This window comes from Pedobacter cryoconitis, from assembly GCF_014200595.1.
GTDB classification, from domain to species: domain Bacteria; phylum Bacteroidota; class Bacteroidia; order Sphingobacteriales; family Sphingobacteriaceae; genus Pedobacter; species Pedobacter cryoconitis_C.
Map to the genome: position 1 here is coordinate 240,597 of NZ_JACHCG010000001.1, position 26,610 is coordinate 267,206.

Sequence of the window (26,610 nt, forward strand, 5' to 3'; positions counted from 1 at the left end):
CAAGAACGTATTTGATATATAAACTTATAAACATATGGAAAACGAATCAAATGACATCAGTAAATGTCCGTTTCATAACGGCAGTATGAAGCATAACGTTGGGGGTGGAGGTACCCGAAATAACGATTGGTGGCCTAACCAGCTAAAGCTGAGTATTCTGCGTCAGCATTCTTCGTTATCAAATCCAATGGGTGAAGATTTTAATTACTCCGAAGCTTTCAAAAGCCTCGATCTTGCAGCAGTGAAAACAGACCTTCATGCGCTAATGACAGATTCGCAAGACTGGTGGCCGGCAGACTTCGGGCACTACGGTGGCTTATTTATTCGTATGGCATGGCACAGTGCAGGTACTTATCGTGTTGGCGACGGGCGCGGCGGTGCCGGTGCAGGCTTGCAACGTTTTGCACCCCTTAACAGCTGGCCTGATAATGTAAGTCTCGATAAAGCCCGCAGACTACTTTGGCCAATTAAACAAAAATATGGTAGCAAGATTTCATGGGCAGATCTGATGATCCTCACCGGTAATATAGCATTGGAATCAATGGGCTTTAAAACCTTTGGCTACGCAGGAGGCCGTGAAGACGTATGGGAAGCAGACGAATCCGTTTATTGGGGCTCTGAAACTACCTGGCTAGGTGGTGATCTGCGTTACGCACATGGTTCATCCGGAGTAGAAGAGGGGCATGGAGTACTGGTGTCTGACGATGATGCCGACGGTGATATCCACTCCCGCAACCTGGAAAAACCGCTTGCAGCAGTACAAATGGGATTGATCTATGTAAATCCTGAAGGCCCGGATGGTAACCCTGACCCGGTTGCTGCGGCTAAAGATATCCGTGATACATTTGGCAGGATGGCTATGAACGATGAAGAAACCGTCGCACTTATAGCTGGCGGCCATAGCTTCGGTAAAACCCATGGTGCGGCATCTGCTGATCATGTAGGCAAAGAACCCGAAGCTGTTGACACAGAAATGCAGGGCTTAGGCTGGAGCAACAGTTACGGTTCAGGTAAAGGCGCCGATACGATTACCAGCGGACTGGAAGTTACCTGGACTAAAACACCTACTCAGTGGAGCAATAACTTTTTTGAAAACCTGTTTGGCTTTGAATGGCAACTGTCTAAAAGTCCTGCCGGAGCGCACCAATGGGTTGCTAAAAATGCAGAAGCTATTATCCCCGATGCATTTGACGGCTCAAAAAAGCACCTGCCTACTATGCTGACTACAGATCTTGCCTTAAGGCTTGATCCGGCCTATGAAAAAATATCAAGACGCTTCTTTGAAAACCCAGATGAATTTGCAGATGCATTTTCACGTGCATGGTATAAATTAACACACCGTGATATGGGACCGATTGCACGTTATCTTGGCCCTGATGTGCCACAGGAAGAATTACTCTGGCAAGATCCTGTTCCAGCAGTTGACCACGTATTGATCAATGAAAGTGATATCGCAGCATTGAAAGTAAAAGTATTGCAATCAGGATTAAGTGTATCAGAACTTGTTTCTACGGCATGGGCATCGGCTTCCACTTTCCGTGGTTCTGATAAGCGCGGTGGTGCTAATGGAGGCCGTATCCGTCTGGCTCCACAAAAATACTGGCAAGTGAATAATCCGTCACAATTGCAAAAAGTATTAGACGTATTAGAAGGTATTCAAAAGGAATTCAATGGTGCACAGGGAGATGGTAAAAAAGTTTCACTGGCAGATTTGATCGTACTGGCCGGTTGTGCTGGTGTTGAAAAAGCAGCTTCAGGACATGGAATAACAGTTCCTTTTACACCTGGTCGTACAGATGCTTCACAAGAACAAACTGATGTGGAATCATTCGGCTACCTGGAACCTGCTGCTGACGGTTTCCGTAATTACCGGAAAACAAAAGTTCCTGTTTCTACTGAAGAACTGTTGATAGATAAAGCTCATTTGCTTACACTTACAGCACCTGAACTAACGGTGCTGGTAGGAGGTTTACGTGCTTTAAATGCCAATTTTGATGGATCAAATAATGGTGTTTTTACCTCACGTCCAGGACAGCTTACCAATGATTTCTTTGTCAATCTGCTCGATATGAGTACAGTTTGGAAAGCAGTATCAGGAGATAAGGAACTTTACGAAGGCAGCGATCGTACTACTGGTGAGACCAAATGGAAAGGTACCCGTGCAGACCTTGTTTTTGGTTCTAATTCGGAATTAAGGGCCGTTGCAGAAATATACGGAAGTGCGGATGCTCAGGAGAAATTTACAAAAGACTTTGTAGCCGCATGGATTAAAGTAATGAATCTGGACAGGTTCGATTTAAAGTAATCATCTGATATTCTAAAATAAAGGCACCAGATTACGGTGCCTTTATTTTATCGAAAAAATCTTATAAAAATTATGAATTAAAACACGTAATGACAACAAACAACAATATGATGCCGGATATTCGTTACTGCGAAGTTGATGGTATTATAATACATTACTATGAACAAGGCGAAGGGCTTGTAATCTTACTTTTACCAGGATGGCCTCAAACGGCTTATGCCTGGAGGAAGATGATTCCGCTGCTTTCAGTAAATTATCGTGTAATCGCATTGGAACTTCCAGGAATGGGAAATTCGAATCCCCTGCCCAAAGCAGATACCTTAACAGCAGCCAGGTATATCAGCAAATTCTGTCAGCAGTTGGAAATCAATAAATTTCACTTAGTCGGGCACGATGTAGGTGCCTGGGTAGCAGCAACATTCGCACTTGAATTTCAAGATCAGCTCAGCTCACTAACTATTATGGATGCAGGAATTCCCGGATTGATTCCTGATGAAATCTTCCAGCCGGAAAATGCCGCTAAAATATGGCAGTTTTATTTTCATGCAGTTACTGATATACCAGAGTTTTTGATCGAAGGAAAAGAAGAAGCTTACCTGGATTGGTATTTTACGACAAAATCTGGTGTTAAAGATGCGATCACAAAATCGGATCTGGCTTACTATGTGAAAGCTTACCAGGGCCGCGAAAGATTAGCTAATGGATTTGCCTACTACCGCGCATTTCCGATAAGTGCGGAGTTTAACCGTAATCACCCAACTGTACTGCAAATTCCTGTACTGGCTATAGGTGGCGCAAAAGCACAAGGGGAAAATGTTGGCAGAACCATGCAGAAAATCTCTGAAAAGAAAATTCGCTCCGTAGTCATGCCTGATACCGGACATTATATTCCGGAAGAACAACCGATCGCTGCCTCAGATCTGTTAATGACATTTATAAAAGAGATTTAATAAAAAATCAACAATACAATTAATGCCAGTTTATAAATTGGCATTAATTGTATCGATAACAAGTCCTTATCCAGCCTTTTCTACATATCCCTTCAAATTCTTGCCGATAATTTCATTCCATCCACCAGCAAAACTTTCCTTAGCAAAAGAAGGATTGTTTTGAGGAAATGTTTCTAATCCCTCATGCGTAAGTTTTAACCTGGTTTTCTCTCCTTCTGGAAACAGTTCAAAAGTAACCAGTGAATCACCCTCATAATCTTTATACCTCCAGCTATAGCTGAGTTTTTGATAAGGTATAACTTCCACTATTTTACAAATGTGAGTGTACATGATATTTTTATCACCCGCGTCAAATGTAAATTCAAAACCTTTTTCCGGACTAAACTCTTCCAGATCAAAATACCATTGCTTCATCTCATTTTTATCAGTAATGGCTTTCCAGACTTTTTCTACAGGTGCATTATAAGTCCTTTCAATTTCAAATGGTTGATTTTTCATACTATTGATTTTTAGATTTGGTTTTAATTTTAGCTGATTTAACAATAGGAGTGGAGGGACTTTGAGAAGTAATAGATTCTTCTACATCTTTCGCTAAGAATGTTTCCAGTGCGTCTAATTTTGATGTCCAGAATACTTTATACTGTTCAATCCATTCCGCAACTTCGTTCAATTTCTCTAACCTTGCCTCACATATCCTTTCCCTGCCTTGCTGTTTAATATTGATCAAACCACACTCCATTAGTATTTTTATATGCTTTGAAATTGCAGGGCGGCTAATTTCAAAGTTGCCAGCTACTGTATTCAGATTTAAAGATTGAGTTGCAATCATATTCAAAATCTCTCTGCGTGTAGGATCAGCAATCGCCTGAAAAACATCTCTTCTCATTTGGTCTGGCTAATTGTGTAGCCGTTCGGTTACAAATATAAATGAAACCTTTTGGTTACGGAAATTATTTAAAAGAAAATATATAGCTAGTAAATATATTAATATGTAAAAATGTCAAGATATCTCGGTATCAAACTATCAATGTATCATTATGTGGAAGGGTACTATCAATTAATAACTTATGGCAATATTTTAATGCTTATTTGATACTCAATCTCTATTTTTTTTCTTATGTTGCTACTACAACCAATGTATGAACCGACAAACTGACCTATCCGCAATCGAACAATCAACTGATGAAAACCGGGAGCCGTCCAGGATCTCCAAACAACGGCTTAAAGCTATTTTTGGAGGTTCAATAGGGAACCTGGTAGAATGGTACGACTGGTATGCCTACTCCGCATTTTCCATTTACTTTTCTTCCTCTTTTTTTCCCTCGGGTAATTTAACTGCCCAACTGATGAATACGACAGGGATTTTTGCGCTTGGCTTTTTGATGCGCCCAATCGGCGGATGGATGTTTGGCCGTATTGCTGATAAAGCAGGACGTAAACAAAGTATGACATTATCCGTGTTACTGATGTCTCTGGGGTCATTACTGATTGCATTAACACCAACTTACAAAACAATAGGATTGGTGGCCCCGTTACTGCTGCTGACCGCCAGATTATTACAAGGACTTAGCGTTGGGGGTGAATACGGAGTCTCTGCAACCTACTTAAGCGAAATGGCCTCTAAAAACCGCCGTGGATTTTATTCCAGCTTCCAGTATGTTACACTGATCGGAGGACAGCTGATTGCGTTAGGTATACAGATCATCCTTCAAAGAGTACTCACAGAAGATCAGTTAACTTCCTGGGGATGGCGCATCCCTTTCGTCGTTGGAGCTATACTTTCTGTTGTAGCCCTTTACCTTCGTAAAAATCTGCATGAAACAAAAGCTTTTGAAGCCCGCAAGAGTAAAAAAGATAGCGGAACGATCAGAGAATTACTCAAACACCCTAAAGCTATACTAACTGTGGTAGGAATGACACTGGGAGGAACCCTCGCATTTTATACCTACACCACCTATATGCAGAAATTCCTGGTCAATACCGTTCATCTTTCCAAAGGGGACGCCACACTTTTATCTTTCTTCTCCCTGCTCATCTTTGCCTTGTTACAACCGGTTTTCGGTACTCTTTCTGACCGTATTGGCCGTAAGCCACTTCTCATTGGCTTTGGCACACTGGGAACTATTTTTACCGTTCCTCTGCTCACCACATTGAGCAATACAACTTCACAATGGAGTGCTTTTTTCCTGTTACTGGCAGGTTTAATTATTGTGAGTGGATACACCAGTATTAATGCAATTGTAAAAGCAGAATTGTTTCCGGCACAAATCAGAGCATTGGGCGTTGGTTTACCTTATGGAATTACAGTAGCCATATTTGGAGGAACAGTTGAATATTTAGCCTTATGGTCCAAAAAAATAGGGCATGAACCCTATTTTTACTGGTATATCACCGCCTGTATATTTTTCTCTCTCGTGGTTTACGTGTTTATGAGAGATTCTAAAGAGACTTCAAAATTGAATGAAGATCCGGAAAACTAAAACAAACTAGAACTTGTAAGTTACCCCAGCTCCAAAAATCTGTTTGACCTGCAACGCTTTTTTATCTCTGTTTACCCCATTGTCAACATAAGGTATTTTAGTTTTATCATCATAGATCAACTGTACACCCGCATTTACGGTCACAAACTTGTTCACCTTCATGAAAAGATTTGCAGTATAATCCGTGTAAATGTTCCCTGGTTTATCCAGATAATCAGCATACAGCTTTAAAGTGTTTTCCAGACTAATATTCTCCACCAGGTTTACTTTATAATAAGCATCTAACGAAGCGCCAAACTGGAATTTGCTCTTTTTACCGGGATCAACACCAAAAGCGCCAGCATCAGAAAGTGTCTGGTCAGTGACCATAATAATACGCGCAGCAGCAGGCGAAATGTTAATCCTGAAATTATCTGAGCGCTTATAAGCAAAACCAGGCCCAAAGGTCAGGTAAGCCGGGGCAAAAATATTTGAAATCAAGGTTTGAGGCGTTGTCGAATAATTATAACCCTTTGCAAACTGCGTCTGGAAATTCGCATAGAAAGTATATAGCCAATATTGAGAAGCCTTGCGCCCCAATAAACTATTTAAAATAATCCTGTCATCATTTTTACGGGTACCAACATCTTGCTGTTTACTCAACCCATAGCCTAAAATAACTTTGTTATCCCAGCTCCAGACATCCTTTTTATAATTGAAATCATAATTGAACAGTATATTTCCTGCTATCGAGTTCACCCCGCCAGATGACCAGTTAGAAAAAGAACTTTGATTAATTAATAACGTGTTTTCCCCATGAATAGTCCACCTTTTTGTCGTGTCAACTTTTGGGGCAACCTGTGCATAGCCCATCAGGCTGATCACGGTCAATGCTAAGGAAAGGATAAGTATTTTCATAAGTGGATTTTATGTGTATAGATGTATTAAATATCACCATTTAATATTATTTATCCCAACCAACTCCTTTTCTGAACAAACTGCACAGCGAATTATCAAAGTTTCGTTAAAAAACGTTAAATTAACTGAAGCAAAGGCGCAGAACGATACAGTCAATCCAATTTTTGCTTATTTTTGTTATACTTTAAATTTAAGGTCATGAAAAGGAATTTAGTCATTATTTCAAGCCTGTTGTTCGGTGCTCTTTACGCTGGAACAGCAAGCGCGCAACAGTCAGGGTTAGCTCCGGATCAAAACCCGCGGTATAAAGAAAGCCAGGAAAAATATTTTAAGGTTGCAGACTCTCTGACGAGTAAACAGGGGACTACTGTTCAGAATACTTACAAAGCATATGACTGGTATGAAGCTAAACTGGAACGCCGTCGTCAGCGCCGTGAATGGAGACATGAAGAAAGAATGAATGGTTACTACGGTGACTTCTATCCTTCATTAAGCTTCGGCAGCAGCTATTATCCATATGGCGGTTATAACTATGGGGGCTATTACGGCGGACGTAGCAATTTCTGGTTCGGCTGGTAACAAAATCCAGAAAATACGATCTAACAATTATAAAAAAACAGAATAACACAGATGAAATTCAATAGATTATTAACGGTTACAGCGCTTGCCGCTTCAGGAATGATGATTGCATCATGCTCATCCAGACAAGTAACACGAGTGAGTACAGATCAAACTATAGACATTAGTGGATCATGGAATAACAGTGATTCCAGACTGGCAGCAGATGAACTGACTAAGAACATTCTGAATGCAAGCTGGATCGGCACGCATCTGGATGAACATCAAGGCAAAAAACCAGTAGTAATTGTTGGATTTGTTCAGAATAAAAGTCATGAGCATATTGATGCAGAAACTTTTGTAAAAGACATCGAAAGCTCTTTCATTCAAACACAAAGAGTACGTTTAGTACAAGGCGGTAAAAAACGTGAAGAATTACGTGCAGAAAAAGCGGATCAGCAAACGAACTCTTCTAACTCAACTATCAAAAAGTTTGGTTTAGAAAACGGTGCTGATTATATCCTTCAGGGATCGATTAACTCTATCGTAGATGCACACAAACGTCAGAAAGTAGTTTATTACCAGGTAAATCTTGAACTGACTAATATTCAGACTAATGAAGTGGTTTGGATCGGTGAGAAGAAAATAGCCAAATACGTTAAAAACTAATCCCGTAATTTCTCCTTGTCCTGAAGATCATTCCATGATGTTCAGGACAATTTATAACAAATATGACAACCATTCGTACGTATACTCTTCGGGCATCAGTTGTAGGATTGATGCTTTTTTTATTTGGTTGCGCAAGTTATAACGACCGTATTACCCCGTATTATAAAAACATTTCTACAGGGAATTACAAAGAGGCACAAATTGAACTCGACAAAAACAGCCTGATCCAAAAACCAAGAAATAAATTGCTTTTTTTAATGGAAAAGGGGAGAGTAAGCCACTTGCTTGGAGATTATGAAAACAGTAACCGGTACTTTAACGAAGCCGATCAAATGCTTGAAATAGGTTTGACTGGTACCCTGGATGCAACTGTCGGCGTATTGGTCAACCCAATGACACAACGTTATAAAGGAGAAGATTTCGAGAAATTCATGATCCATTACTATAAGGCACTTAACTATTTGTATCTGCATAACACAGATGAAGCAGTTGTAGAAGCCAGAAGGATCAGTTTGCAAGCACAGGAACAAGGAGATAAATTCAATAATAAAGACAAGCGTTACGCTCAGGATGCTTTTTCTTTAATGCTGCAAGGCATGATTTACGAGAGTAATAAAGACATCAATAATGCTTTTATCTCTTACCGGAATGCCGTTGAAATTTATCAGAAAAGCCCGGATAAGACCTATTACGGTACACAAATGCCTTTAGGACTACAACAAGATGTAATCAGAACAGCTTATTTGAACGGATTTACTTCAGAAGCTGTACAATTTGAAACCGCATTTGGCATTAAATATAAACCAGAGAAAGCACCAGAAGGCGGTGAACTGATCTTCTTTTGGGAGAATGGTTTAGCACCTGTTAAAAAACAAGAAGACTTATTCTTTACTTTAACCAGGGGTGATGGTGGTAATCTGTTTTTCAGCAATGCAGCGGGTGGTCTACTGATCCCATTTGTTTATAGTGGTGACCGTGATAAATTGAATATTAAGGCCGTAGAGAGTTTAAGAGCTTCCTTCCCTAAATATGTTGCACAACCTTCTTATTACGCTTCAGCAGTGCTTAAGAATACGCAGGGCGATGTAACGCTTGAAAAAGCAGAAGATATCAATGAACTCGCTTTCAGAACGCTTCAACAGCGTACACTGAATGAAATGAGTAAAGTACTTTCCAGATTAGCGGTTAAGAAAATAGCAGAATACGCTTTACGCGAAAGTGCAAAAAGAGAAGGCCAGAAAAACAATACCTTATTAGAAGGCCTTGGTTATGGTATGCAGCTTTATAGCTTACTTTCTGAGAAGGCAGATACCCGTAACTGGCAATCTCTGCCAGGTAGTATTTCTTATGCCCGTATCCCTTTAAAAACGGGCGAAAACGAAATTACGTTAACACTTAAAAACGCGCAGGGAGGAGATGAAACCAAAACCATTAAAATCAATGGCAATGGGGGAATTCAGTTCTATAATTATTCAACATTACGCTAAGTATTTGATCCACTGGTTGATTTGTGGATCAAATACTTATATTTGTAAGGTATGATGCATAGAACAACTTCAGCTTTGATGACGAAGGTATCCCGATGGATGCTCGTTGTTTTAATGCTGATCAGTGTATTTATCATCTCCGGCAGATCCGGACGCAGTCCAATAACTATCTCAAAAGTTACTACAAGTAAATTAGCAGGTCAACATACCCGTGCAATTCGCAGCAACGTAGTTTTTTACCGGAGCTTTATTCAAAAAATACGTACTGTAAATTTTCAGCGTATCTTTTTATCTTGTTCCAACAGCATGTTACTATTCCTCAAAGACAGGCTGATACAAATACAAATCAATACAAATCTCATTGTCTTGTTGCATATCCTTCCTATAGGATGTTTTTTGGTCAGAAGAGTTATTAATTATACTCCAGAACAAGCCGAACCTTTTCTTTATTCAGCTTAAACAATAACACCAGAAAATTTCATTCCTTTTTATTTATTGAATATGAAACGCATCAAGAAAGTATTGCGCTTTGCCAGTATGGTCATGCTGATTAGTTTAGCGTGTTTTGGATTGGGGATTAGCGGGCCTGCGCCAGTCCCTTCAGGCAGAGAAAAACATCCCTCAGAAAATGTAGAAACTAAAGACGAGAAAGACCAGGAACTAAAACCTTAATTCAATAACATATTTCTTAATTTTGATCTTATGACAGTCTTATATAAAATAGAGGGTCCAAACGAATCTGAATTCTCCGCAATAGGTGAATTATGGGAAGCTTCTGTTCGCGCTACCCATTATTTTTTAAATGAACAGGACATTATCTTCTTTAAATCATTGTTATTAAACGAGTACCTTAAGCTGGTTGAATTATTTTGCATCAGGGATACCAATGGTTCTATTCTTGGTTTTATGGGTATAGAAAGCGATAAACTGGAAATGCTGTTTGTTCATCCGCAGGCAATGGGAAAGGGGATAGGGAAAATGTTACTGGAACATGCCGTACAAACCCTTCACGTTACTAAAGTCGACGTCAATGAAGATAATCAGCAGGCAGTAGGGTTTTATCAGAAAATGGGATTCAAAACCATCAGTCGTTCTGCTTTAGATGGTATGGGGAAACCATTTCCTATACTGCACATGACACTATAAAAGAAAAGCCCTGTAAATTAAATTTACAGGGCTTCTTTTATATCAAAATTATTAGTTCGTTTTACCAGGATATTGTTTCAAAGCTAACGCTAAGCAATCCATTGCTTTGTTTAAATCATCGGTATTCAATACATAAGCCATTCTCACTTCATCTTTACCCGAGCCGGGGCTGGAGTAAAAACCAGTTGCAGGAGCCATCATGACCGTTTCGCCATTGTTGTCGAAACTTTCCAGCATCCATTGACAAAATACGTCTGCATCATCAATAGGGAATTTAGCTACTACATAAAAAGCGCCACCCGGATTAGGACAGAAAACGCCATCAATAGCATTCAATCTCGCTACTAAAGTATCTCTGCGTAAAGTATATTCCTTGTTTACTTCTTCAAAATAACTATCAGGTGTATCAACAGCAGCAGTTCCAGCAATTTGTTCTACCATTCCAGGGCTTAATCTTGCTTGCGCAAACTTCAATCCTGACTTGATTACTTCCTTGTTTTTAGTGATTAAGCAACCTAAACGTGCACCACAAGCACTGTATCTTTTCGAAACAGTATCCATAATCACTACATTTTCCTCTAAACCATCCAGGTGCATTGGAGAAATGAATTCTCTGCCATCATAGCAGAACTCACGGTAAGCCTCATCAGAGAATAAGAATAAATCATACTTTAAGCATAATTCTTTCAAAGCCTGAAGCTCTTCTCTTGAATACAGATACCCTGTTGGATTATTCGGGTTACAGATAATGATCGCTTTAGTTTTAGCAGTGATCAGCTTTTCAAATTCTGCGATCGCTGGTAAAGCAAAACCATTCTCAATATAAGATAGAATCGGTTTTACAACCACATTACTCATGCAGGCAAATCCATTATAATTTGCATAAAAAGGTTCAGGGATGATAATTTCGTCCCCTTCATTTACACAAGTCTGCATAGCGATCGTGATCGCCTCAGATCCGCCTACAGTAACTAAGATATCTTCAGGAGTGATATTGTACCCCAGTTTATTATAATATTCAGTAAGTTTTGTTCTGTAACTTAATGTTCCTTCAGAAGGCGTATAAGCCCAAACATCGAAATCAATATTTTTAATCGCATTCAGCATGCCTTCTGGTGTGGCAATGTCCGGCTGTCCGATATTTAAATGATAAACTTTTTTACCGTCCTTTTTTGCCTGATCTGCAAATGGGGTTAGTTTTCTAATAGGCGATGCGGGCATTTGTATCCCTTTTTCTGAAATATGTGGCATGGGTCAAAAATAAAAAACCTCGTTGATTTAACGAGGTTTTATTGATAATAATATTTTTCTTCGGATTATTTTCCTGCTACTGTTTCTCCTTTAATGTATAACACTTTAGTAGGTGTTTTTGCATTAGAGTTGATCGTAATGCTTTTGCTGAAAGGCAATGGTGAACCAGCAGGCGTATAAGTAACTTTAATCAGGCCAGACTCTCCTTTTTTAATAGGAGTTTGTGTGTAAGTTGGTACAGTACAACCGCAAGTAGTCTCTACTTTTGTCAAAATAAGAGGCTCATCACCAACATTTACAAACTTAAATTCTACAGAAACAGGGCTTGTCAAAGGAATTTTTCCAAAATCATGCGTCTCTTTTTCGAATTTAAATTCAGCTGGTTTGCTTTGTGCAAATGAAGTAACGGTAACACCTAAGACAAAGGTTAATAGTATAATTAGCTTTTTCATATTTAAATCTTTTGAACAAATTTAATGTTTTCATTAACATTTCAAAGTCAAAAGCTAATATATATATTACACTCGGGTAAGGGACGGAAAATAGAAAATACGTATCTTTGCCCAATAAACTTTTGTGCTTATGATGCTAAATAACAAACTTACGACGAACCCCATCGATGCCTCAGAATTAAGTTTTGACGACTTCAAGACCATAGTAATCGATGATTACAGGATTGCATTCGAGAGCAGACAGGCTAGTTTACTAGGCCGTAAAGAGGTTTTAACAGGTAAGGCTAAGTTTGGCATTTTTGGTGACGGAAAAGAACTTCCACAGATTGCAATGGCCAAAGCTTTTAAAAATGGCGATTGGCGTTCTGGTTATTACCGCGATCAGACTTTTGCTTTTGCTACTGGTATATGTACCATTAAAGAGTTTTTTGCTCAATTATATGCTAATCCAAGTGTAGAAGCAGACCCGGCATCTGCGGGCCGTCAAATGAACTGCCATTTTTCCACCCGTTCACTTAACGAAGACGGTTCATGGAAAAACTTAACAGAAATGAAGAATTCTTCTTCTGATATTGCGCCAACAGGCGGCCAGATGGCACGTTTGGTAGGTTTAGCATATGCTTCCAAATTATACAGACAGAATCCGGAATTAAATTACCTGAAAAACTTCTCCGTTAACGGAAATGAAGTTGGCTTTGGTACTATCGGAAATGCTTCTACTTCTGAAGGCGTATTTTTTGAGGCCATCAATGCAGCAGGGGTTTTACAGATTCCAATGGCGATGTCAGTTTGGGATGATGCTTACGGAATTTCTGTTCCTGCGAAATATCAGACTACTAAAGAAGATATCTCAGAGATTTTAAAAGGTTTTCAGCGTGATGAAAATAACGCAGGTTATGAAATATATAAAGTAAGAGGCTGGGATTATCCTGCCCTTTGTGAAACCTATCAGCAGGCTATTCAAATCTGCCGTGAAGAACACGTACCTGTTTTAATCCACGTAACAGAAGTTACGCAACCACAGGGGCACTCTACTTCAGGCTCTCATGAACGCTACAAAGACAAAGCAAGATTAGAGTGGGAAAAGGAATTTGACTGTATCCGTCAAATGCGTCTCTGGATGCTTGAATCTGCTATTGTAACCGAAGAAGAGCTGGCTGTATTAGAAGATACCGCTAAAAAACTGGTTCGTGAAGCACAGAAAGAAGCATGGAATGAATTCCTTGGGGATATCAAAACAGAAAAAGATCAGGTAATCAGTCTGATCAATAACCTTTCTGACTCAAACCAGGCCTTATCAAAAATTGCAGGTACATTGGGCGGAACACCAGATGCACAACGTAAAGAAGTTATTTCTTCTGCAAGAAAAGCACTTCGCTTAACCTTAAGTCAGCCTTCTGAAGCAAGAAACCAGTTATTAAGCTGGTATCAGAAAGAAAAAGAGAATAACGAAGAACGCTATAACTCCAAACTGTTTACTGACGGCAAGGAAAGTCCTTCTTTAGTGAATATAGTACCAGCCTCTTACCAGGACAATAGTAAAATGGTAGACGGCCGTGAATTACTGAATGCTTGTTTTGATGCTAACTTTGCCCGCGATCAGCGCTTAGTTGCATTTGGAGAAGACTTAGGGAACATTGGTGATGTGAATCAAGGCTTTGCAGGTTTACAGGCTAAATACGGTGAATTAAGAATTACCGATACAGGGATCAGAGAAATGACTATTGCAGGTCAGGGAATCGGGTTGGCTTTGCGTGGTTTAAGACCAATTGCAGAGATTCAATACCTGGATTACCTGTTATATGCATTGAATGTTTTGAGTGATGACCTTGCAAGTTTATCTTACCGTACCAAAGGCGGACAAAAAGCACCGGTCATTATCAGGACCCGCGGACACCGTTTAGAAGGGGTATGGCATTCAGGGTCGCCAATCGGTATGATTTTAGGTTCTTTACGCGGTTTACACCTCTGTGTGCCCCGTAATATGACTCAGGCTGCGGGAATGTACAATACATTGTTCAGGGCAGATGAACCGGCTTTAATGATTGAATGTCTGAATGGTTACCGCTTAAAAGAAATGTTGCCTGATAACGTAGGGGAATATACAGTGCCTTTAGGAAAAGCTGAAATTGTAAGAGAAGGAACAGATATTACTGTGGTATCTTACGGTTCAACGCTGAGGATTGTAGAAGAAGCAGCTGAGGAACTGGCAGCTTACGGGATCTCTGTAGAGATTATTGACCCTCAAACCTTGCTTCCTTTTGACACAGATCATTTATGCGCGTCTTCTTTACAGAAAACGAATAAATTATTAGTGGTAGACGAAGATGTTCCGGGTGGTGGAACAGCTTATATCCTGCAACAGATTTTAGAGAATCAGGGTGGATATTACCATTTAGATGCACAACCGCAAACTTTATCTGCGAAAGCTCACCGTCCTCCATATGGATCTGACGGAGATTATTTCACTAAACCATCAGTAGATGATGTAGTAGAAACAATTTACCAGATGATGCATGCACACAACGAAGCAAAATATCCTGCAATTTTCTAACTCAGGACTTCATATTTCATGACAAAGCCTGGTTCCGTTGAGGAACCAGGCTTTGTTGTTTATAGCCTTTTCTAAGGCTGAACAGCCTTTAAAACATTAATAGGGCCATAGCCTAGTTTTGAATCTTTATTTGGATATAACTTGGCAGATTCTACCATTCTTTGTAGTACCTGCTTATCATTCCATGATGGATGCGCGGACCAAACCAGTGCAGCGATACCAGCATTAATTGCTGTAGCTGCCGAAGAAGATCCTGAGAAACCATATTTACCTGGTGTATCATGATAAACTGCTACCGCGTTATTTACGCCTGCTGAAGTTGCCGTAGTGGTTGTAAAATAAACCTTATCACCTTCATGACACTCTTTACAACTCACCAGGCTTCCTGATGTACTGTAATCAGTACCTGTAACCGCAACTGTTTCGCTCATAGAAGCGGGAAATATAACTCCCACACTTTTAGGGATATCAATCACGAAGAAACCTAAATCAATTGGTTTAATAGAGGTTCCGGCAGCAGCAAAGATCAATTTGCCCTTACTTTTAGCATATTTCACTGCATCAGCTAAAACCGATACATTGAAGATCCAGCCATTGGACATCGAAATAACCTTTACATTATTATCATCAGCTAATTTGGTTAAGGCGCTGGCTACACCTTGTTGCTGTTTAGAACTCCATAAAGCCACAAAATCAGTTCCTCTGTAGCTGACCAGATTACAATTATAAGCAATCCCAACAGGCAGGTTTACTTTTTTAGGCGCAGCAATTAAAGAAGCCATACCCGTACCATGATCAGCACTCATATCGTCTTTGTTCGCATATACCCCATCATTTGAACTGGAATTTCCTTTAAATGTACCAAAAAGTGTAATCGTTCTTCCTGCACCAAACTCCTGAGAGCTGAATGCAGTTTGAGATTGATAAATCCCGTTATCAATTAGGCCAATAGTGATACCTTTTCCAGTACTTACTTTCCACGCATCAGGGATTTTCTGATCTCCATAACTTTTAGGGATTAAAGGTTCACCGCTGCCCTGAATAAACCAGCCCGGAAGTTCAGCAGGATCTCCGCCACCAGAGCTCAGACTTTCTGTGGCAATAGTTGATCTGCTTTTTAACAGGAACCTGTTATAATCAGCAGGTTCCACATAACGGATGGCCTTAGATTTGCGTAACTCCTGAAGCGTACTTAAATTCCCTATTTTAACCACCATATTGGTCAGTACAGGGCTTTCATATTGCAGAACGTTCTCTTTGGCCTCAGCGGTCTTTACCTGCTGTAAAATGCCGCTTTTGATGCCATCAATATTTACTCCCGCTTTCTTTGCTTCTGATACACTGATGTTTGCCATTTGCGCTTCAGTATTAAAACTCTCTGTAACCGTATTGGACGATTGTGGATTTCCATAACCCACAGACAGCAGGCTATCCCCGTGGATCACTGCGCTGTATAACAGTTCATCACTCTGTTCATTCCATTTAAAATCGCCGGTTTTCTGTAAACTGGACTGGATTACGGCATTAATTTCCTGTACGGAATAAAGTTTGTCTTTTGGGTGGAGCGCATCCTGACTGTTGTTGGTCAGGTTATCCTTACGACAGGATACCAAAACGACTAAAAATGTGGCGCATAAAATTGCCACGCTGTTTTTGTTTTTCATAGTAAATTGTTTTTATAGGTTAGATGGTATTCAATAGATGTATGTAAAGTAGAAATAATTAATCATTTAATTTAAATTAGGATAGTTTTAGTGAAAGATTTAACACAAAAAAAACGCCCTGTTATTTTTTAGATAACAGGGCGTCCGGATAAACAGGTTTTTAACTTATAACCTGCTCGATTTATTTCTTAATAACTGGTCGGCAAGCACTAAAGCTGCCATCGCCTCAACGATTACAACTGCTCTTGGCACAACACAAGGATCGTGTCTGCCTTTTCCTTTAATCTCTGCGGCCTCACCAGCAGCATTTACCGTTTGCTGGTTATGCATAATGGTTGCTACAGGTTTAAAAGCTACTGTAAAGTTGATTTCCATTCCGTTAGAAATTCCTCCTTGTATACCACCAGAGAAATTAGTTAATGTTTTTGGTGCATGTGCCCCGTCAGTCAGGAAGATATCATTGTGTGCTGATCCCCTCATCTCACTTCCTGAAAATCCTGAGCCATATTCAAAACCATGTACCGCATTGATGCTTAACATTGCTTTACCCAAATCGGCATGCAGCTTATCAAAAACCGGCTCTCCTAATCCCGGAGGGCAATTGTGAATGATACAGCTGATTTTTCCGCCAACCGTGTCACCATCTTTTCTGACGCTGTCAATAAACTCAATCATCTCATTGGCAGTTGCCGGATCTGCGCAGCGCACGATATTTTCTTCGCGCTGTGCCAGTAATTCAGCAATCGGCAATGCTGCTAAATTAGGTGCATTGATAGTACCTACAGCAGAGACATGCGCAAAAATACCAATTCCGTAATGTTGAAGTAATAGCTTGGCAATAGCACCTGCTGCTACACGGGCAGCTGTTTCCCTTGCAGAAGAACGTCCACCTCCGCGGTGATCACGGATACCATATTTGGCGTCATAAGTATAATCAGCATGCGAAGGACGATAAACAGTCTTATTGTGCTCATAGTCTTTGGAACGGTGGTCCTCATTCGGAATTAAAAGCGCAATGGGCGTACCGGTACTTTGTCCTTCGAAAATACCCGATAAAATTTTTACCGTATCGCTCTCTTTACGCTGTGTAGTTATCTTTGATTGTCCTGGACGGCGTTTATCCAATTCTGACTGAATAAATTCCAGATCAATAGGCAATCCAGCAGGACAGCCATCTACGATAACGCCAATAGCCTCGCCATGTGATTCTCCAAAAGTTGAAATCCTGAATAAGTGTCCGAAGGTATTACCTGCCATATTTTTAATTTTTTTTTAAACTATTCTATCAGGCTAATTCCTGAACTGTGAAACCTGCTTTTTCCAAATGTTTCCAGAAATCAGGATAGGACTTCTCTACCACCTGAAAATCTTCAATCTCTACTTCTTTAATCAGCAAACTTAACGGCGCAAATGCCATCGCCATCCGGTGATCATCATAAGTTGCGAAAGTTACCTTTTCCGGGAAGTTTAAGCCTTCACAGTTTAAGGTATACACCTCATTATCTTCATTTAAAGTAACGCCAATTTTGGCCAGTTCATTCTGTAAAGCCAGAATCCTGTTCGTTTCTTTAATTTTAAGCGTTTCCAGGCCAGTAAAAGCAAGGTTTAATCCCTTAGCAGCAGCACAAACAATGATAGTCTGCGCCAGATCGGGACAGTCTTTTAAGTTTAGGACCGCTGTAGTTTGTGGTTCGTTTTGAGTAGCCTTTAAAGCTATACCATCTGCCGTTCTTTGTGTATTTACACCAAGGCCAACCATGATTTCCTGGATTTTACTGTCTCCCTGCAAGCTTTCCTCTTTCAGGTTAGGCAGTTCAATAGCTGCCTGATCTGCCAGTGCAGCAATGCTGTACCAGTAAGATGCAGCGCTCCAGTCAGGTTCTACAGTTAGTGTTGCCGCCTGGTATTGTTGCGGGCCTATATAAATATTATCGCCCTTCCAGCTATGTGAAACCCCTGCTGAAGCTAATAAAGCCAGCGTCATTTCAACATAAGGTCTGGAAGTTAATCCACCCTCGATATTCAGCGAAAGGCCAGCAAGTAATTTTGGTGCAATAATCAGCAAGGCTGATAAATACTGACTGCTTACATTTCCTTTGATAGAAACCTCGGCACGCACATTATTTAAACCTCCGTTGATTGACAAAGGGGGGAAGCCCTCATTTTTAGCATAAGTGATATCCGCACCCAGACTTTTTAAAGCGTCTACTAAGATACCAATCGGGCGTTCCTGCATTCTGGCAGAGCCTGTAAGCAAAAATTGCTGCGGAATTGTAGACAAATAAGCCGTTAAAAAGCGCATTGCAGTGCCGGCGTGGCCAACATCTACCGTTCTTCTTCCTTCAGGTTCAGTTGTATTCAGCTCCGTCAAAATTCTGTTCAAAGTCACCGTATCAGCAGCATCAGAAAGGTTATTCACCTTAACTAAGCCTTTACTGATTGCAGCAATGATTAATGCCCTGTTGCTCTCACTTTTTGAACCCGTGAGGTTTATCGTAGCCTGGATATCTTTTTGTCCCTTAAAGGAAACAAGTGCATTCTTCTTCATTGGAGCATTTCGTGTTAATATTCTGTATTCAGAATTTTCGGTAGCTTTTCCTAATCTGCGACTAAGAAAAGCTTTTGAAAATTCAGCTGATTAATGTTTTGCAGCAGCGGCAGTAGCTTCAACGATTTCTTCTTCAGTTTTGCCTTCGTTCATGATTGCAGTTTGTTTTCTGATAGACTCACCGTGAACTAATTCTAAGAATTTCTCTGTAAAACCAAGGTCTAATTTAAGTGCTTTAGCAAAAGCAGTTCCTTTTTTAAGGATTTCATCCCAACGGTTAACTTGTAAGATGGTTACTTTGCTATCTCTTTTATACTGACCGATTTTTTCAACGATAGTCATACGCTCACTTAATTTCTGAAGTAAAACATCATCGATTTTATCGATTTGCTTACGTAATTCAGCTAATTTATCAGCAAAAGCTTCGTTGTTGGATTCTGGATCACGTAAACTTAATTTAGCGACCAGTTCTTCCAAAGCAGCAGGCGTAACTTGTTGTTTTGCATCAGTCCATGCTACAGAAGGGTCAATATGTGACTCAATCATTAATCCTTGCATATCGAGATCTAATGCTTTTTGAGAGATGTAAGGGATCAGTTCGCGATTTCCACAGATATGAGAAGGGTCATTGATAATTGGCAATTCAGGGCAAAGCGTTTTCAACTGAATCGCAAGTTCCCACATTGGTTCGTTACGGAAAGAGCTTTTCTCGTAAGAAGAGAAACCACGGTGAATTGCACCTAATTTAGTGATACCTGCATTGTTGATACGCTCTAAAGCACCAATCCATAAAGAGATATCAGGATTTACAGGGTTTTTAATTAATACAGGGATGTCAACACCTTTTAAAGCATCGGCAATTTCCTGTACTGTGAAAGGGTTAGCCGTTGATCTTGCGCCGATCCATAAGATATCTACGCCAGCTGCCAATGCTTCTTCCACATGTTTAGCGTTTGCTACTTCTACAGCTGTAGGTAATCCGGTTTCAGCTTTAGCTTTTTTCAACCATTCTAAACCGATACTTCCAATTCCTTCGAATTCTCCCGGACGGGTACGTGGTTTCCAGATACCAGCTCTTAATACAGACACTTTACCAGTTGCCGCTAATAAATGTGCAGTAGATAACAATTGATCTTCAGTTTCTGCACTACATGGTCCAGAGATGATAAGCGGCTCGTTTTTGACGTTGATCCAGCTCGATAATGGCTGAATGTTTAAGTTTAATTTCATGATGAGGGGGATTTAATGTGGTATGTGTTAAATATTTTAAATGCTGATTTGTGAGTTGTTAAACGATATCGTTCTTTAGATATTCGCCCATTATATTAAAGTTTACTGTGTATTTCAGTGCTTTACGGATAGCGACGTCATATTTTTCGCTGTCTGTCCATTCCATATCGACATAGAAATAATACTCACTCCTTTTACCTAAAACAGGCATAGACTGGATCTTGCTTAAATTCACACTTTGTTCTGCGAATATATTCAGCACTTTGGAAAGTGCCCCTACATGGTTACCAACCTGGAAACAGATGGAGGATTTATTAATTTCAGTCAAATCTTCAGTTTTATCGTTTTGAAGGATCAGGAAACGGGTGTAATTCTTTTTATTCGATTCAATTCTTCTTTCTATAATATTCAGGCCATAAAGTTCGGCAGCCAGTGTATTTGCAATCGCAACAGTATCAGTTAATTGCTCATCTCTGATTTTTTTGGCGCAAGCAGCTGTATCTACACTTTCCACTACTTTAAGGTGTGGAAATTCGTCAAAGAAATCAATGCACTGACGAATAGCAATAGGGTGAGAGGTTACGTATTTTACGTCTTCCAATTTCACTCCCGGCAGGGCCATTAAGTGCAGTTGTATCGGAAGGTAAACCTCTCCGGTCACTGCAAAATTATATTCTCTGATCAGCGTGTAGTTTGGTAAAAGGCTACCGGCGATAGAGTTTTCAATAGCCATCACTACATAGTCAACTTCCCGTGCTTCAAGCACTTCGCATGTTTGTTTAAAGGAATTGCATTCGACAGTTTTAATGTCATTACCAAAGAATTTGAAAGCAGCTTCTTCATGAAAGGAGGCTTTAATACCTTGTATTGCTACTCTTGTTACTTTTTTCATTTTTATAATCTCCTGCGTTAATTTTTGCTTTAAACAAAAAAAGTCCCGGCAGGATGCCGGGACTTTTCATATACAATTTATGTTGATTTTTTTGATTGCATATCAGTCCCGGCTCTTACTAAAATAGTAGAAGTAGCTAAACCAATATGTAGTGATGTTTCTCATTTTTTTCTTTGGTGGACTCTGAAAAAAGAATCCTTTATTTTTAATCTTTGTTTTTTCAAATGTAGCAACAAAATTTAATTTGTCAAATTTAATTTAAAAAAAATTATTAATGGTGTCCTAATGCTGTTGAATCGGCAATTTCTCCCGCTGCTCAGCCTCTTTTAACTCTTGTTGCATCACTTTTGCGATCTGCGTACTGCCATCATGGCTCCATCCCGGAGGATTAAATACGTAACCAAGTTTGTTTTTAAAGCCCGGTGCTCGTTTCACATCTGCTGTCATGGCTTTAAATTCATGAAAGACAATATTCACAGGCCCGGTATCTTCAGGCTGATGTGTTAAACCATAAACAACCTTATCTTCAGGAAGTTCTTCCTGAAAAGTTCCGAACATCCTGTCCCAGATAATCAGCACCATACCCATGTTTTTATCCAGATAGCGGATATTACTGGCATGATGTACCCTGTGGTGAGACGGGGTAACCAGGAAGTATTCCAGGATCGGATGTAATTTTCCGACCGCCTGTGTATGCACCATATTTCCATACAATTGCGTAACCAGGTAGGCAAAAAGGATGTCTATCGCCGAGAAACCCATAAATGCCAGCGGCAAATAAAAGAATACCCGGTATAGCGGCTCAAAAACTGTAGACCGGAATCCTGTGGTCAGGTTAAACAGGGGTGAGGAATGATGTGTCACATGCATCGCCCAGAAAAACCTGATATAATGACCTGAAGTATGTAATACCCAATACAACAGGTCTTGTGCAAGTACCAGCACTACCCAGTAAACGAAAATATTTTTGATTTCGAACAGGCGGAACTGATAACAGTAATTCAGTAAAAAGAACGTAGCAGTTTTAGTCGATATATTGATTAAAAAGGCCAGGCCCATCAGGTATACGTTTGTCCACGTATCTCTTTTAGCATATAACTTCCTGTCGTGCATGTAACTGATGTACATTTCCACAATGGAAATAACAATCAGCAGGCCGAACAAGAGGGAGAGCGTTATATTTCTAGGATCATTTAGCATAAGTTAAATTGTAATATTCCAAACTTTCGACGATGTCGCTTTCTGAAACTCTACAGTTGTAAGTACATTTTCCAATGCTTTGCAATAATGAAAACAGCACATTACCATGTTCATTTTTCTTATCGCTCTGCATTAATACAGAAAGTTGGGCGAACGATTTTTCTTTAATTTTATAAGCAGGGTATACTTTGGAAATATACTGACGTATTTCTTCCAGTTCTTCTGCGGTAAGGGTACTGTTTTTATGAGAAAGATAAGCTTCACATATCATTCCGATAGCAATTGCCTCTCCATGAGTTAATGGCTTTTTATCTTTGCTCAAAGAATAGCTCTCTACAGCATGACCGATGGTATGACCAAAGTTTAAGATCTTGCGTAAGCCCTTTTCCTGCGGATCAGCGGTTACGACCTCGTTTTTGATCTCTACCGAACGGTGTATAGCCGCGGTTGTTATGTTTTTATAGTCAGCAGCCTTTAACTGATGATAGTATTCCTGATCTACAATTAATCCGTGTTTAATCATTTCCGCGAATCCTGAAAGCAATTCCCTTTGTGGTAATGTCTTCAAAAATTCTGCTTCAATAAATACGGCTTGTGGTAAACTGAAAGTACCGACCATGTTTTTTACGTTATCGATGTCAATACCAGTTTTTCCACCAACAGAAGCGTCAACCTGCGAAAGCAATGTCGTAGGGATATTGATAAAATCTACCCCGCGTTTGTACGTAGAGGCTACAAAACCACCCATATCCGTAATCACACCACCACCAAGGTTAATAACCAGGCATTTTCGGTCTGCGCCAAAATCGAGTAAAGTTTTCCAGATACCGATACAAAAATCAATGTTTTTGTTCTCTTCTCCCGGATCAGTCTCGATCAGGTCAAATCCACTAAAATCATCCAGCATCTCTCTGAATACAGGCAAACAAAGTTCGGCTGTATTCCGGTCTGCGAAAACAAATATATTGCTGTACTTTCCGTTTTCGATGATTTCTGCTAAGGGTGCTAACCTGGTATCAAAATATATATTGTGACCAGCACTTTCCAGTTTATTCATTATACTATTTTAATTTGGTTACCCATAAAATCAACAACATCACCAATACGTACTTTTAAACGCTTCCGGTAATCCACATTGCCGTTATACTTCACCAGACCATCTTCTACTACTGTTTGCGCTTCGCCGCCACTTTGAACAAGTCCGGTAGCTTTTAGCAAAGAAATAAGGGGAATAAATTCGCCTTCTAATTTAAATTCTATCATTGTACTGCAAATTTACAATTATTTATAAAGGGTTTTGCAAATGATAGTCCCGGAATTTATATTTTTGCGTCCGTTTGACTAATACATCAATCCAAATGCAAGTATCCCCAGGGAAAAAACTAAATTTTGACAATACGGAGATAGCTTTTCGTAATAAATCGAAATCAGAACTAAACAGCGCTTACTGGTTATTCAAAATAATGAGTAGCAATTTTTTGACCCAGGTGGGCCCGCCTGTGACAAATTTATTTTTAAACATCGGCTTACCGATTCAGGGTATTATCAAATCTACCATCTTCAAGCAGTTTTGCGGAGGAGAGACCATTGCAGAGTGTGAGCGTACTATCGGTTTGCTGGCGGAGGGAAAAGTAGGTACAATCTTAGATTATTCTGTAGAGGGAGAAGAAGAGGAACACGTATTTGATTTTACCTGTGCAGAGATTATCAGAACGATCGACCGGGCTGCGGGAGACAAACGTGTACCAATTACTGTGTTTAAAGTGACAGGTATCGGTCGTTTCGCTTTACTGGAGAAATTAGATGCTAAAGCCGAGCTTTCAGCAGAAGAGAAAGCCGAATTTGAAAAAGTGAAACGTCGTTGTGAGCGAATTTGCAGGACAGCATTTGAAAAAAATGTGCCTGTCATGATTGATGCAGAAGAAACCTGGATTCAGGACACGATCGATGCATTAGCTTTAGATATGATGATCTTATTCAATAAAGAGAAACTGATCGTTTACAATACTTATCAGTTATATCGTCATGATAAACTTGCACATTTAAAAGCTGATCATCTGGTAGCTAATGAAGCAGGATTTATTTTAGGTGCTAAAATTGTTCGTGGTGCTTATATGGAAAAAGAACGTAAAAGAGCAGCCGAAAGAGGTTATCCTTCTCCGATTCAGCCAGATAAAGAAACTACAGACAGAGATTATAACGCAGCTATTACTTACTGCGCAGATCATGTTGAGCAGATTGGTGTGGTTTGTGGTACGCACAACGAGGATAGTTGTAAATTATTAGCAGAGTTGCTGGATACCAACCAAATTAGCCATAGTCACCCGCATGTTTATTTCGCCCAGTTATTGGGAATGAGTGATAACCTGAGTTTCAATTTATCTGATGCAGGATATAATGTAGCTAAATATGTTCCTTACGGGCCAGTTAAAGCCGTTATGCCGTATTTATTCAGACGTGCACAAGAAAATACCTCTGTTGCCGGACAAACCAGCAGAGAACTTGGTTTGATTGCGAGAGAAAAGCAAAGAAGAAACGGGTAATTTCCTTAAATCATCATTAAAAACCGTCTTGTATTAATTTATAAGGCGGTTTTGTTGTTAAAGGGTAGTAGTCTGAATAGGGTGTTAACAAGAATTCTTCAAACACTAAAAACCCCTGCTCACGTGAAGTAAACAGGGGTTTGGAATAATTGGTGTGTTTTGGGGGTATTTTTTTGCTTAATGCTTTTGTTGTTGCATAGCTTGACTAGCGTCAATGCCTAATCCGCTTGCAATCGCCATCCCTAAACCTATATCAGCTCTGAACCAATGGCAAAGTTGCAGGTTGATGATTTGATCTCTTCTGGGGCCGCTAATACCGCTCATCGCGCCAACAATATTGCTGATTAAATTTTTACGATCTGCATCACTCATTACTTTACGGTATAAATCACCCGGTTGTGTGTAATGATCATTATCACCAGGGCCTTCGTTTCTATCAAACCAATCTGCCACGTTAGATTCTAATTCCCAAGCTGGTTCTTTATAACTTTCATCAGGAATTACATCACCAAAGCTGTTTGGATAGTAATTAGGCTCTTCATTTCCGTTATCATCTACACGCATCTGTCCGTCACGGTGATAGTTATTGACCATGAAAGGGCATGCATTTACAGGGATCTGCTCATAATTTACGCCTAAACGATGACGGTGTGCATCTGCGTAAGATAATATACGGCCTTGCAGCATCTTATCAGGAGAGAAACCAATTCCGTCAACCAGGTTAGAAGGAGCAAAAGCTGCCTGTTCTACATGGGCGAAATAATTTCTTGGAACTTGATTCAATTCAATTTCACCTACTTCTATCAATGGAAATTCACCGTGCGGCCATACTTTAGAAAGATCGAATGGGTTCCATCTGAAGGTTTTTGCCTCTTCTTCTGTCATCACCTGGATTTTCATTGTCCATTTTGGGAATTCTTTGTTGTCAATTGCTTCTACTAAATCACGTTGCGAGTGATCCATATCCTGTGTACGCATCGCATCAGCTTCAGGGCCTGTAAAGTTTTTAATTCCCTGTTGTGTTTTAAAATGGAATTTAACCCATACACGTTCGTTATCTGCATTGATCATCGAATACGTATGGCTGCCAAATCCATCCATATGGCGATAAGAGAACGGTGTACCTCTGTCAGACATCAGGATCATGACCTGGTGAAGGCTTTCAGGGTTCAATGACCAGAAATCCCACATCATTGTCGGGCTTTTCAGGTTAGTTCTTGGTTCGCGTTTCTGGGTATGAATGAAGTCACTGAATTTTTTCGGGTCTTTGATAAAGAAGACAGGCGTATTATTGCCTACTAAATCCCAGTTACCATCTTCTGTGTAAAATTTAAGGGCAAAGCCGCGTGGATCTCTTTCAGAGTCAGCACTTCCTTTTTCGCCACCTACGGTAGAGAAGCGTAAAAACATTTTACAGGTATTGCCAATCTGATTGAAAATCTTTGCTTTTGTATACTTTGATATATCATGGGTGATCGTCAATGTACCATATGCACCTGTTCCTTTGGCATGTACCACTCTTTCGGGGATACGTTCCCGGTTAAAGTGGGCCATTTTTTCATGTAAGACAAAGTCTTGTAATAATAAAGGGCCTCTTCTGCCTACAGACTGACTATTTTCATGTTCAGCATAAGGTCTGCCGGATGCGGTAGTTAATTTGCGCGTTGGTTTGTTCGTTTCTTCCATGGTTATTTCGTTTTACCTGGCTAAAAGTAGCTAGTATTGTTACGGTATCCCAACACCTAATTTCTATACTGATATAGAGTTTATCTATTAAGGTTTAT

25 protein-coding genes are annotated in these 26,610 nt (G+C 39.9%); 11 read left to right on the top strand and 14 right to left on the bottom strand.

Annotated elements, in window-relative coordinates; genetic code table 11:
• Positions 1-34: 34 nt before the first annotated feature.
• Together katG and HDE70_RS01140 are read left to right on the top strand one after the other, a co-directional pair.
• Positions 35-2,305, top strand: coding sequence for a catalase/peroxidase HPI (katG, locus tag HDE70_RS01135; RefSeq protein WP_183887516.1), 2,271 nt, complete (start codon positions 35-37; stop codon positions 2,303-2,305).
• Between the two features lie 89 nt (positions 2,306-2,394).
• Positions 2,395-3,255: an alpha/beta fold hydrolase gene (locus tag HDE70_RS01140; protein WP_221301989.1), complete on the top strand. Its 861-nt coding sequence runs from the start codon at positions 2,395-2,397 to the stop codon at positions 3,253-3,255.
• Between the two features lie 66 nt (positions 3,256-3,321).
• On the opposite strand, the gene HDE70_RS01145 is transcribed toward HDE70_RS01140, so the two are convergent.
• On the bottom strand, positions 3,322-3,753 hold the full coding sequence (locus HDE70_RS01145; RefSeq protein ID WP_183867879.1) for an SRPBCC family protein: 432 nt from the start codon (positions 3,751-3,753) through the stop codon (positions 3,322-3,324).
• Position 3,754: 1 nt separating this feature from the next.
• Positions 3,755-4,141, bottom strand: a complete 387-nt coding sequence (locus tag HDE70_RS01150) for an ArsR/SmtB family transcription factor (RefSeq protein WP_183887518.1) — start codon at positions 4,139-4,141, stop codon at positions 3,755-3,757.
• 253 nt (positions 4,142-4,394) lie between these two features.
• Here HDE70_RS01150 and HDE70_RS01155 point away from each other — a divergent pair, with 253 nt between their 5' ends.
• Entirely contained in the window at positions 4,395-5,735 is a 1,341-nt protein-coding gene (locus tag HDE70_RS01155) for an MFS transporter (protein WP_183887520.1), read from the top strand.
• 6 nt (positions 5,736-5,741) lie between these two features.
• Here HDE70_RS01155 and HDE70_RS01160 read toward each other — a convergent pair whose 3' ends face one another.
• Positions 5,742-6,632 carry a DUF3078 domain-containing protein gene (locus HDE70_RS01160; protein WP_183887523.1) on the bottom strand — a complete coding sequence of 297 codons (891 nt, stop codon included), beginning with the start codon at positions 6,630-6,632 and terminating at the stop codon, positions 5,742-5,744.
• A 198-nt stretch (positions 6,633-6,830) separates the two neighbouring features.
• Between HDE70_RS01160 and HDE70_RS01165 the strand changes: the two genes are divergently transcribed.
• The 6 genes from HDE70_RS01165 to HDE70_RS01190 all read left to right on the top strand — a co-directional run bounded on the left by HDE70_RS01165 (position 6,831) and on the right by HDE70_RS01190 (position 10,492).
• A complete protein-coding gene (locus tag HDE70_RS01165; RefSeq protein WP_183867875.1) occupies positions 6,831-7,211 on the top strand; it encodes a hypothetical protein in 381 nt (126 codons plus the stop codon).
• Between the two features lie 51 nt (positions 7,212-7,262).
• The gene (locus HDE70_RS01170; protein WP_183867874.1) at positions 7,263-7,859 is read left to right on the top strand and encodes a penicillin-binding protein activator LpoB; all 597 of its coding nucleotides are present in this window, start codon (positions 7,263-7,265) and stop codon (positions 7,857-7,859) included.
• A gap of 62 nt (positions 7,860-7,921) precedes the next feature.
• A complete protein-coding gene (locus HDE70_RS01175) occupies positions 7,922-9,346 on the top strand; it encodes a COG3014 family protein (RefSeq protein ID WP_183887525.1) in 1,425 nt (474 codons plus the stop codon).
• 51 nt (positions 9,347-9,397) lie between these two features.
• Positions 9,398-9,805, top strand: coding sequence for a hypothetical protein (locus tag HDE70_RS01180; protein WP_183887527.1), 408 nt, complete (start codon positions 9,398-9,400; stop codon positions 9,803-9,805).
• A 42-nt stretch (positions 9,806-9,847) separates the two neighbouring features.
• Positions 9,848-10,018: a hypothetical protein gene (locus tag HDE70_RS01185; protein ID WP_183887529.1), complete on the top strand. Its 171-nt coding sequence runs from the start codon at positions 9,848-9,850 to the stop codon at positions 10,016-10,018.
• A 30-nt stretch (positions 10,019-10,048) separates the two neighbouring features.
• On the top strand, positions 10,049-10,492 hold the full coding sequence (locus tag HDE70_RS01190; RefSeq protein ID WP_183887531.1) for a GNAT family N-acetyltransferase: 444 nt from the start codon (positions 10,049-10,051) through the stop codon (positions 10,490-10,492).
• Between the two features lie 51 nt (positions 10,493-10,543).
• On the opposite strand, the gene HDE70_RS01195 is transcribed toward HDE70_RS01190, so the two are convergent.
• Positions 10,544-11,743 carry a pyridoxal phosphate-dependent aminotransferase gene (locus tag HDE70_RS01195; RefSeq protein ID WP_183867869.1) on the bottom strand — a complete coding sequence of 400 codons (1,200 nt, stop codon included), beginning with the start codon at positions 11,741-11,743 and terminating at the stop codon, positions 10,544-10,546.
• 65 nt (positions 11,744-11,808) lie between these two features.
• Positions 11,809-12,195: a DUF1573 domain-containing protein gene (locus tag HDE70_RS01200; RefSeq protein WP_183867868.1), complete on the bottom strand. Its 387-nt coding sequence runs from the start codon at positions 12,193-12,195 to the stop codon at positions 11,809-11,811.
• Positions 12,196-12,325: 130 nt separating this feature from the next.
• Here HDE70_RS01200 and HDE70_RS01205 point away from each other — a divergent pair, with 130 nt between their 5' ends.
• Positions 12,326-14,749, top strand: a complete 2,424-nt coding sequence (locus HDE70_RS01205; RefSeq protein ID WP_183867867.1) for a thiamine pyrophosphate-dependent enzyme — start codon at positions 12,326-12,328, stop codon at positions 14,747-14,749.
• A gap of 71 nt (positions 14,750-14,820) precedes the next feature.
• Here the strand turns inward: HDE70_RS01205 and HDE70_RS01210 are convergent, their stop codons facing one another.
• The 8 genes from HDE70_RS01210 to HDE70_RS01245 all read right to left on the bottom strand — a co-directional run bounded on the left by HDE70_RS01210 (position 14,821) and on the right by HDE70_RS01245 (position 23,546).
• On the bottom strand, positions 14,821-16,413 hold the full coding sequence (locus tag HDE70_RS01210) for a S8/S53 family peptidase (RefSeq protein ID WP_183887533.1): 1,593 nt from the start codon (positions 16,411-16,413) through the stop codon (positions 14,821-14,823).
• Positions 16,414-16,578: 165 nt separating this feature from the next.
• On the bottom strand, positions 16,579-17,670 hold the full coding sequence (gene aroC, locus HDE70_RS01215) for a chorismate synthase (protein WP_183887535.1): 1,092 nt from the start codon (positions 17,668-17,670) through the stop codon (positions 16,579-16,581).
• Positions 17,671-17,698: 28 nt separating this feature from the next.
• The gene (gene aroA, locus HDE70_RS01220) at positions 17,699-18,961 is read right to left on the bottom strand and encodes a 3-phosphoshikimate 1-carboxyvinyltransferase (protein WP_183867864.1); all 1,263 of its coding nucleotides are present in this window, start codon (positions 18,959-18,961) and stop codon (positions 17,699-17,701) included.
• Between the two features lie 90 nt (positions 18,962-19,051).
• A complete protein-coding gene (locus HDE70_RS01225) occupies positions 19,052-20,191 on the bottom strand; it encodes a chorismate mutase (protein ID WP_183867863.1) in 1,140 nt (379 codons plus the stop codon).
• A 58-nt stretch (positions 20,192-20,249) separates the two neighbouring features.
• Entirely contained in the window at positions 20,250-21,083 is an 834-nt protein-coding gene (locus tag HDE70_RS01230) for a prephenate dehydratase (protein ID WP_183867862.1), read from the bottom strand.
• Between the two features lie 282 nt (positions 21,084-21,365).
• Positions 21,366-22,283 carry a sterol desaturase family protein gene (locus HDE70_RS01235; protein WP_183887537.1) on the bottom strand — a complete coding sequence of 306 codons (918 nt, stop codon included), beginning with the start codon at positions 22,281-22,283 and terminating at the stop codon, positions 21,366-21,368.
• On the bottom strand, positions 22,273-23,340 hold the full coding sequence (aroB, locus tag HDE70_RS01240) for a 3-dehydroquinate synthase (protein ID WP_183887539.1): 1,068 nt from the start codon (positions 23,338-23,340) through the stop codon (positions 22,273-22,275). Before aroB ends, HDE70_RS01235 begins: the two co-directional genes overlap by 11 nt.
• The gene (locus HDE70_RS01245; RefSeq protein ID WP_068402357.1) at positions 23,340-23,546 is read right to left on the bottom strand and encodes an RNA-binding S4 domain-containing protein; all 207 of its coding nucleotides are present in this window, start codon (positions 23,544-23,546) and stop codon (positions 23,340-23,342) included. Before HDE70_RS01245 ends, aroB begins: the two co-directional genes overlap by 1 nt.
• Positions 23,547-23,641: 95 nt before the next feature.
• Between HDE70_RS01245 and HDE70_RS01250 the strand changes: the two genes are divergently transcribed.
• Positions 23,642-24,826 carry a proline dehydrogenase family protein gene (locus tag HDE70_RS01250; protein ID WP_183887541.1) on the top strand — a complete coding sequence of 395 codons (1,185 nt, stop codon included), beginning with the start codon at positions 23,642-23,644 and terminating at the stop codon, positions 24,824-24,826.
• A gap of 177 nt (positions 24,827-25,003) precedes the next feature.
• Here the strand turns inward: HDE70_RS01250 and HDE70_RS01255 are convergent, their stop codons facing one another.
• Positions 25,004-26,512 carry a catalase gene (locus HDE70_RS01255; protein ID WP_183867858.1) on the bottom strand — a complete coding sequence of 503 codons (1,509 nt, stop codon included), beginning with the start codon at positions 26,510-26,512 and terminating at the stop codon, positions 25,004-25,006.
• Positions 26,513-26,610 lie beyond the last annotated feature (98 nt).

Coding starts and splice junctions, on each gene's coding strand:
- HDE70_RS01245 (WP_068402357.1), bottom strand. CDS start 23,546: ATGATAGAATTTAAATTAGAAGGCGAATTTATTCCCCTTATTTCTTTG.
- HDE70_RS01175 (WP_183887525.1), top strand. CDS start 7,922: ATGACAACCATTCGTACGTATACTCTTCGGGCATCAGTTGTAGGATTG.
- aroB (WP_183887539.1), bottom strand. CDS start 23,340: ATGAATAAACTGGAAAGTGCTGGTCACAATATATATTTTGATACCAGG.
- HDE70_RS01235 (WP_183887537.1), bottom strand. CDS start 22,283: ATGCTAAATGATCCTAGAAATATAACGCTCTCCCTCTTGTTCGGCCTG.
- HDE70_RS01225 (WP_183867863.1), bottom strand. CDS start 20,191: ATGAAATTAAACTTAAACATTCAGCCATTATCGAGCTGGATCAACGTC.
- aroC (WP_183887535.1), bottom strand. CDS start 17,670: ATGGCAGGTAATACCTTCGGACACTTATTCAGGATTTCAACTTTTGGA.
- aroA (WP_183867864.1), bottom strand. CDS start 18,961: ATGAAGAAGAATGCACTTGTTTCCTTTAAGGGACAAAAAGATATCCAG.
- HDE70_RS01255 (WP_183867858.1), bottom strand. CDS start 26,512: ATGGAAGAAACGAACAAACCAACGCGCAAATTAACTACCGCATCCGGC.
- HDE70_RS01250 (WP_183887541.1), top strand. CDS start 23,642: ATGCAAGTATCCCCAGGGAAAAAACTAAATTTTGACAATACGGAGATA.
- HDE70_RS01170 (WP_183867874.1), top strand. CDS start 7,263: ATGAAATTCAATAGATTATTAACGGTTACAGCGCTTGCCGCTTCAGGA.
- HDE70_RS01185 (WP_183887529.1), top strand. CDS start 9,848: ATGAAACGCATCAAGAAAGTATTGCGCTTTGCCAGTATGGTCATGCTG.
- HDE70_RS01140 (WP_221301989.1), top strand. CDS start 2,395: ATGACAACAAACAACAATATGATGCCGGATATTCGTTACTGCGAAGTT.
- HDE70_RS01210 (WP_183887533.1), bottom strand. CDS start 16,413: ATGAAAAACAAAAACAGCGTGGCAATTTTATGCGCCACATTTTTAGTC.
- HDE70_RS01200 (WP_183867868.1), bottom strand. CDS start 12,195: ATGAAAAAGCTAATTATACTATTAACCTTTGTCTTAGGTGTTACCGTT.
- HDE70_RS01195 (WP_183867869.1), bottom strand. CDS start 11,743: ATGCCACATATTTCAGAAAAAGGGATACAAATGCCCGCATCGCCTATT.
- HDE70_RS01190 (WP_183887531.1), top strand. CDS start 10,049: ATGACAGTCTTATATAAAATAGAGGGTCCAAACGAATCTGAATTCTCC.
- HDE70_RS01230 (WP_183867862.1), bottom strand. CDS start 21,083: ATGAAAAAAGTAACAAGAGTAGCAATACAAGGTATTAAAGCCTCCTTT.
- katG (WP_183887516.1), top strand. CDS start 35: ATGGAAAACGAATCAAATGACATCAGTAAATGTCCGTTTCATAACGGC.
- HDE70_RS01155 (WP_183887520.1), top strand. CDS start 4,395: ATGAACCGACAAACTGACCTATCCGCAATCGAACAATCAACTGATGAA.
- HDE70_RS01165 (WP_183867875.1), top strand. CDS start 6,831: ATGAAAAGGAATTTAGTCATTATTTCAAGCCTGTTGTTCGGTGCTCTT.
- HDE70_RS01145 (WP_183867879.1), bottom strand. CDS start 3,753: ATGAAAAATCAACCATTTGAAATTGAAAGGACTTATAATGCACCTGTA.
- HDE70_RS01205 (WP_183867867.1), top strand. CDS start 12,326: ATGATGCTAAATAACAAACTTACGACGAACCCCATCGATGCCTCAGAA.
- HDE70_RS01180 (WP_183887527.1), top strand. CDS start 9,398: ATGATGCATAGAACAACTTCAGCTTTGATGACGAAGGTATCCCGATGG.
- HDE70_RS01150 (WP_183887518.1), bottom strand. CDS start 4,141: ATGAGAAGAGATGTTTTTCAGGCGATTGCTGATCCTACACGCAGAGAG.
- HDE70_RS01160 (WP_183887523.1), bottom strand. CDS start 6,632: ATGAAAATACTTATCCTTTCCTTAGCATTGACCGTGATCAGCCTGATG.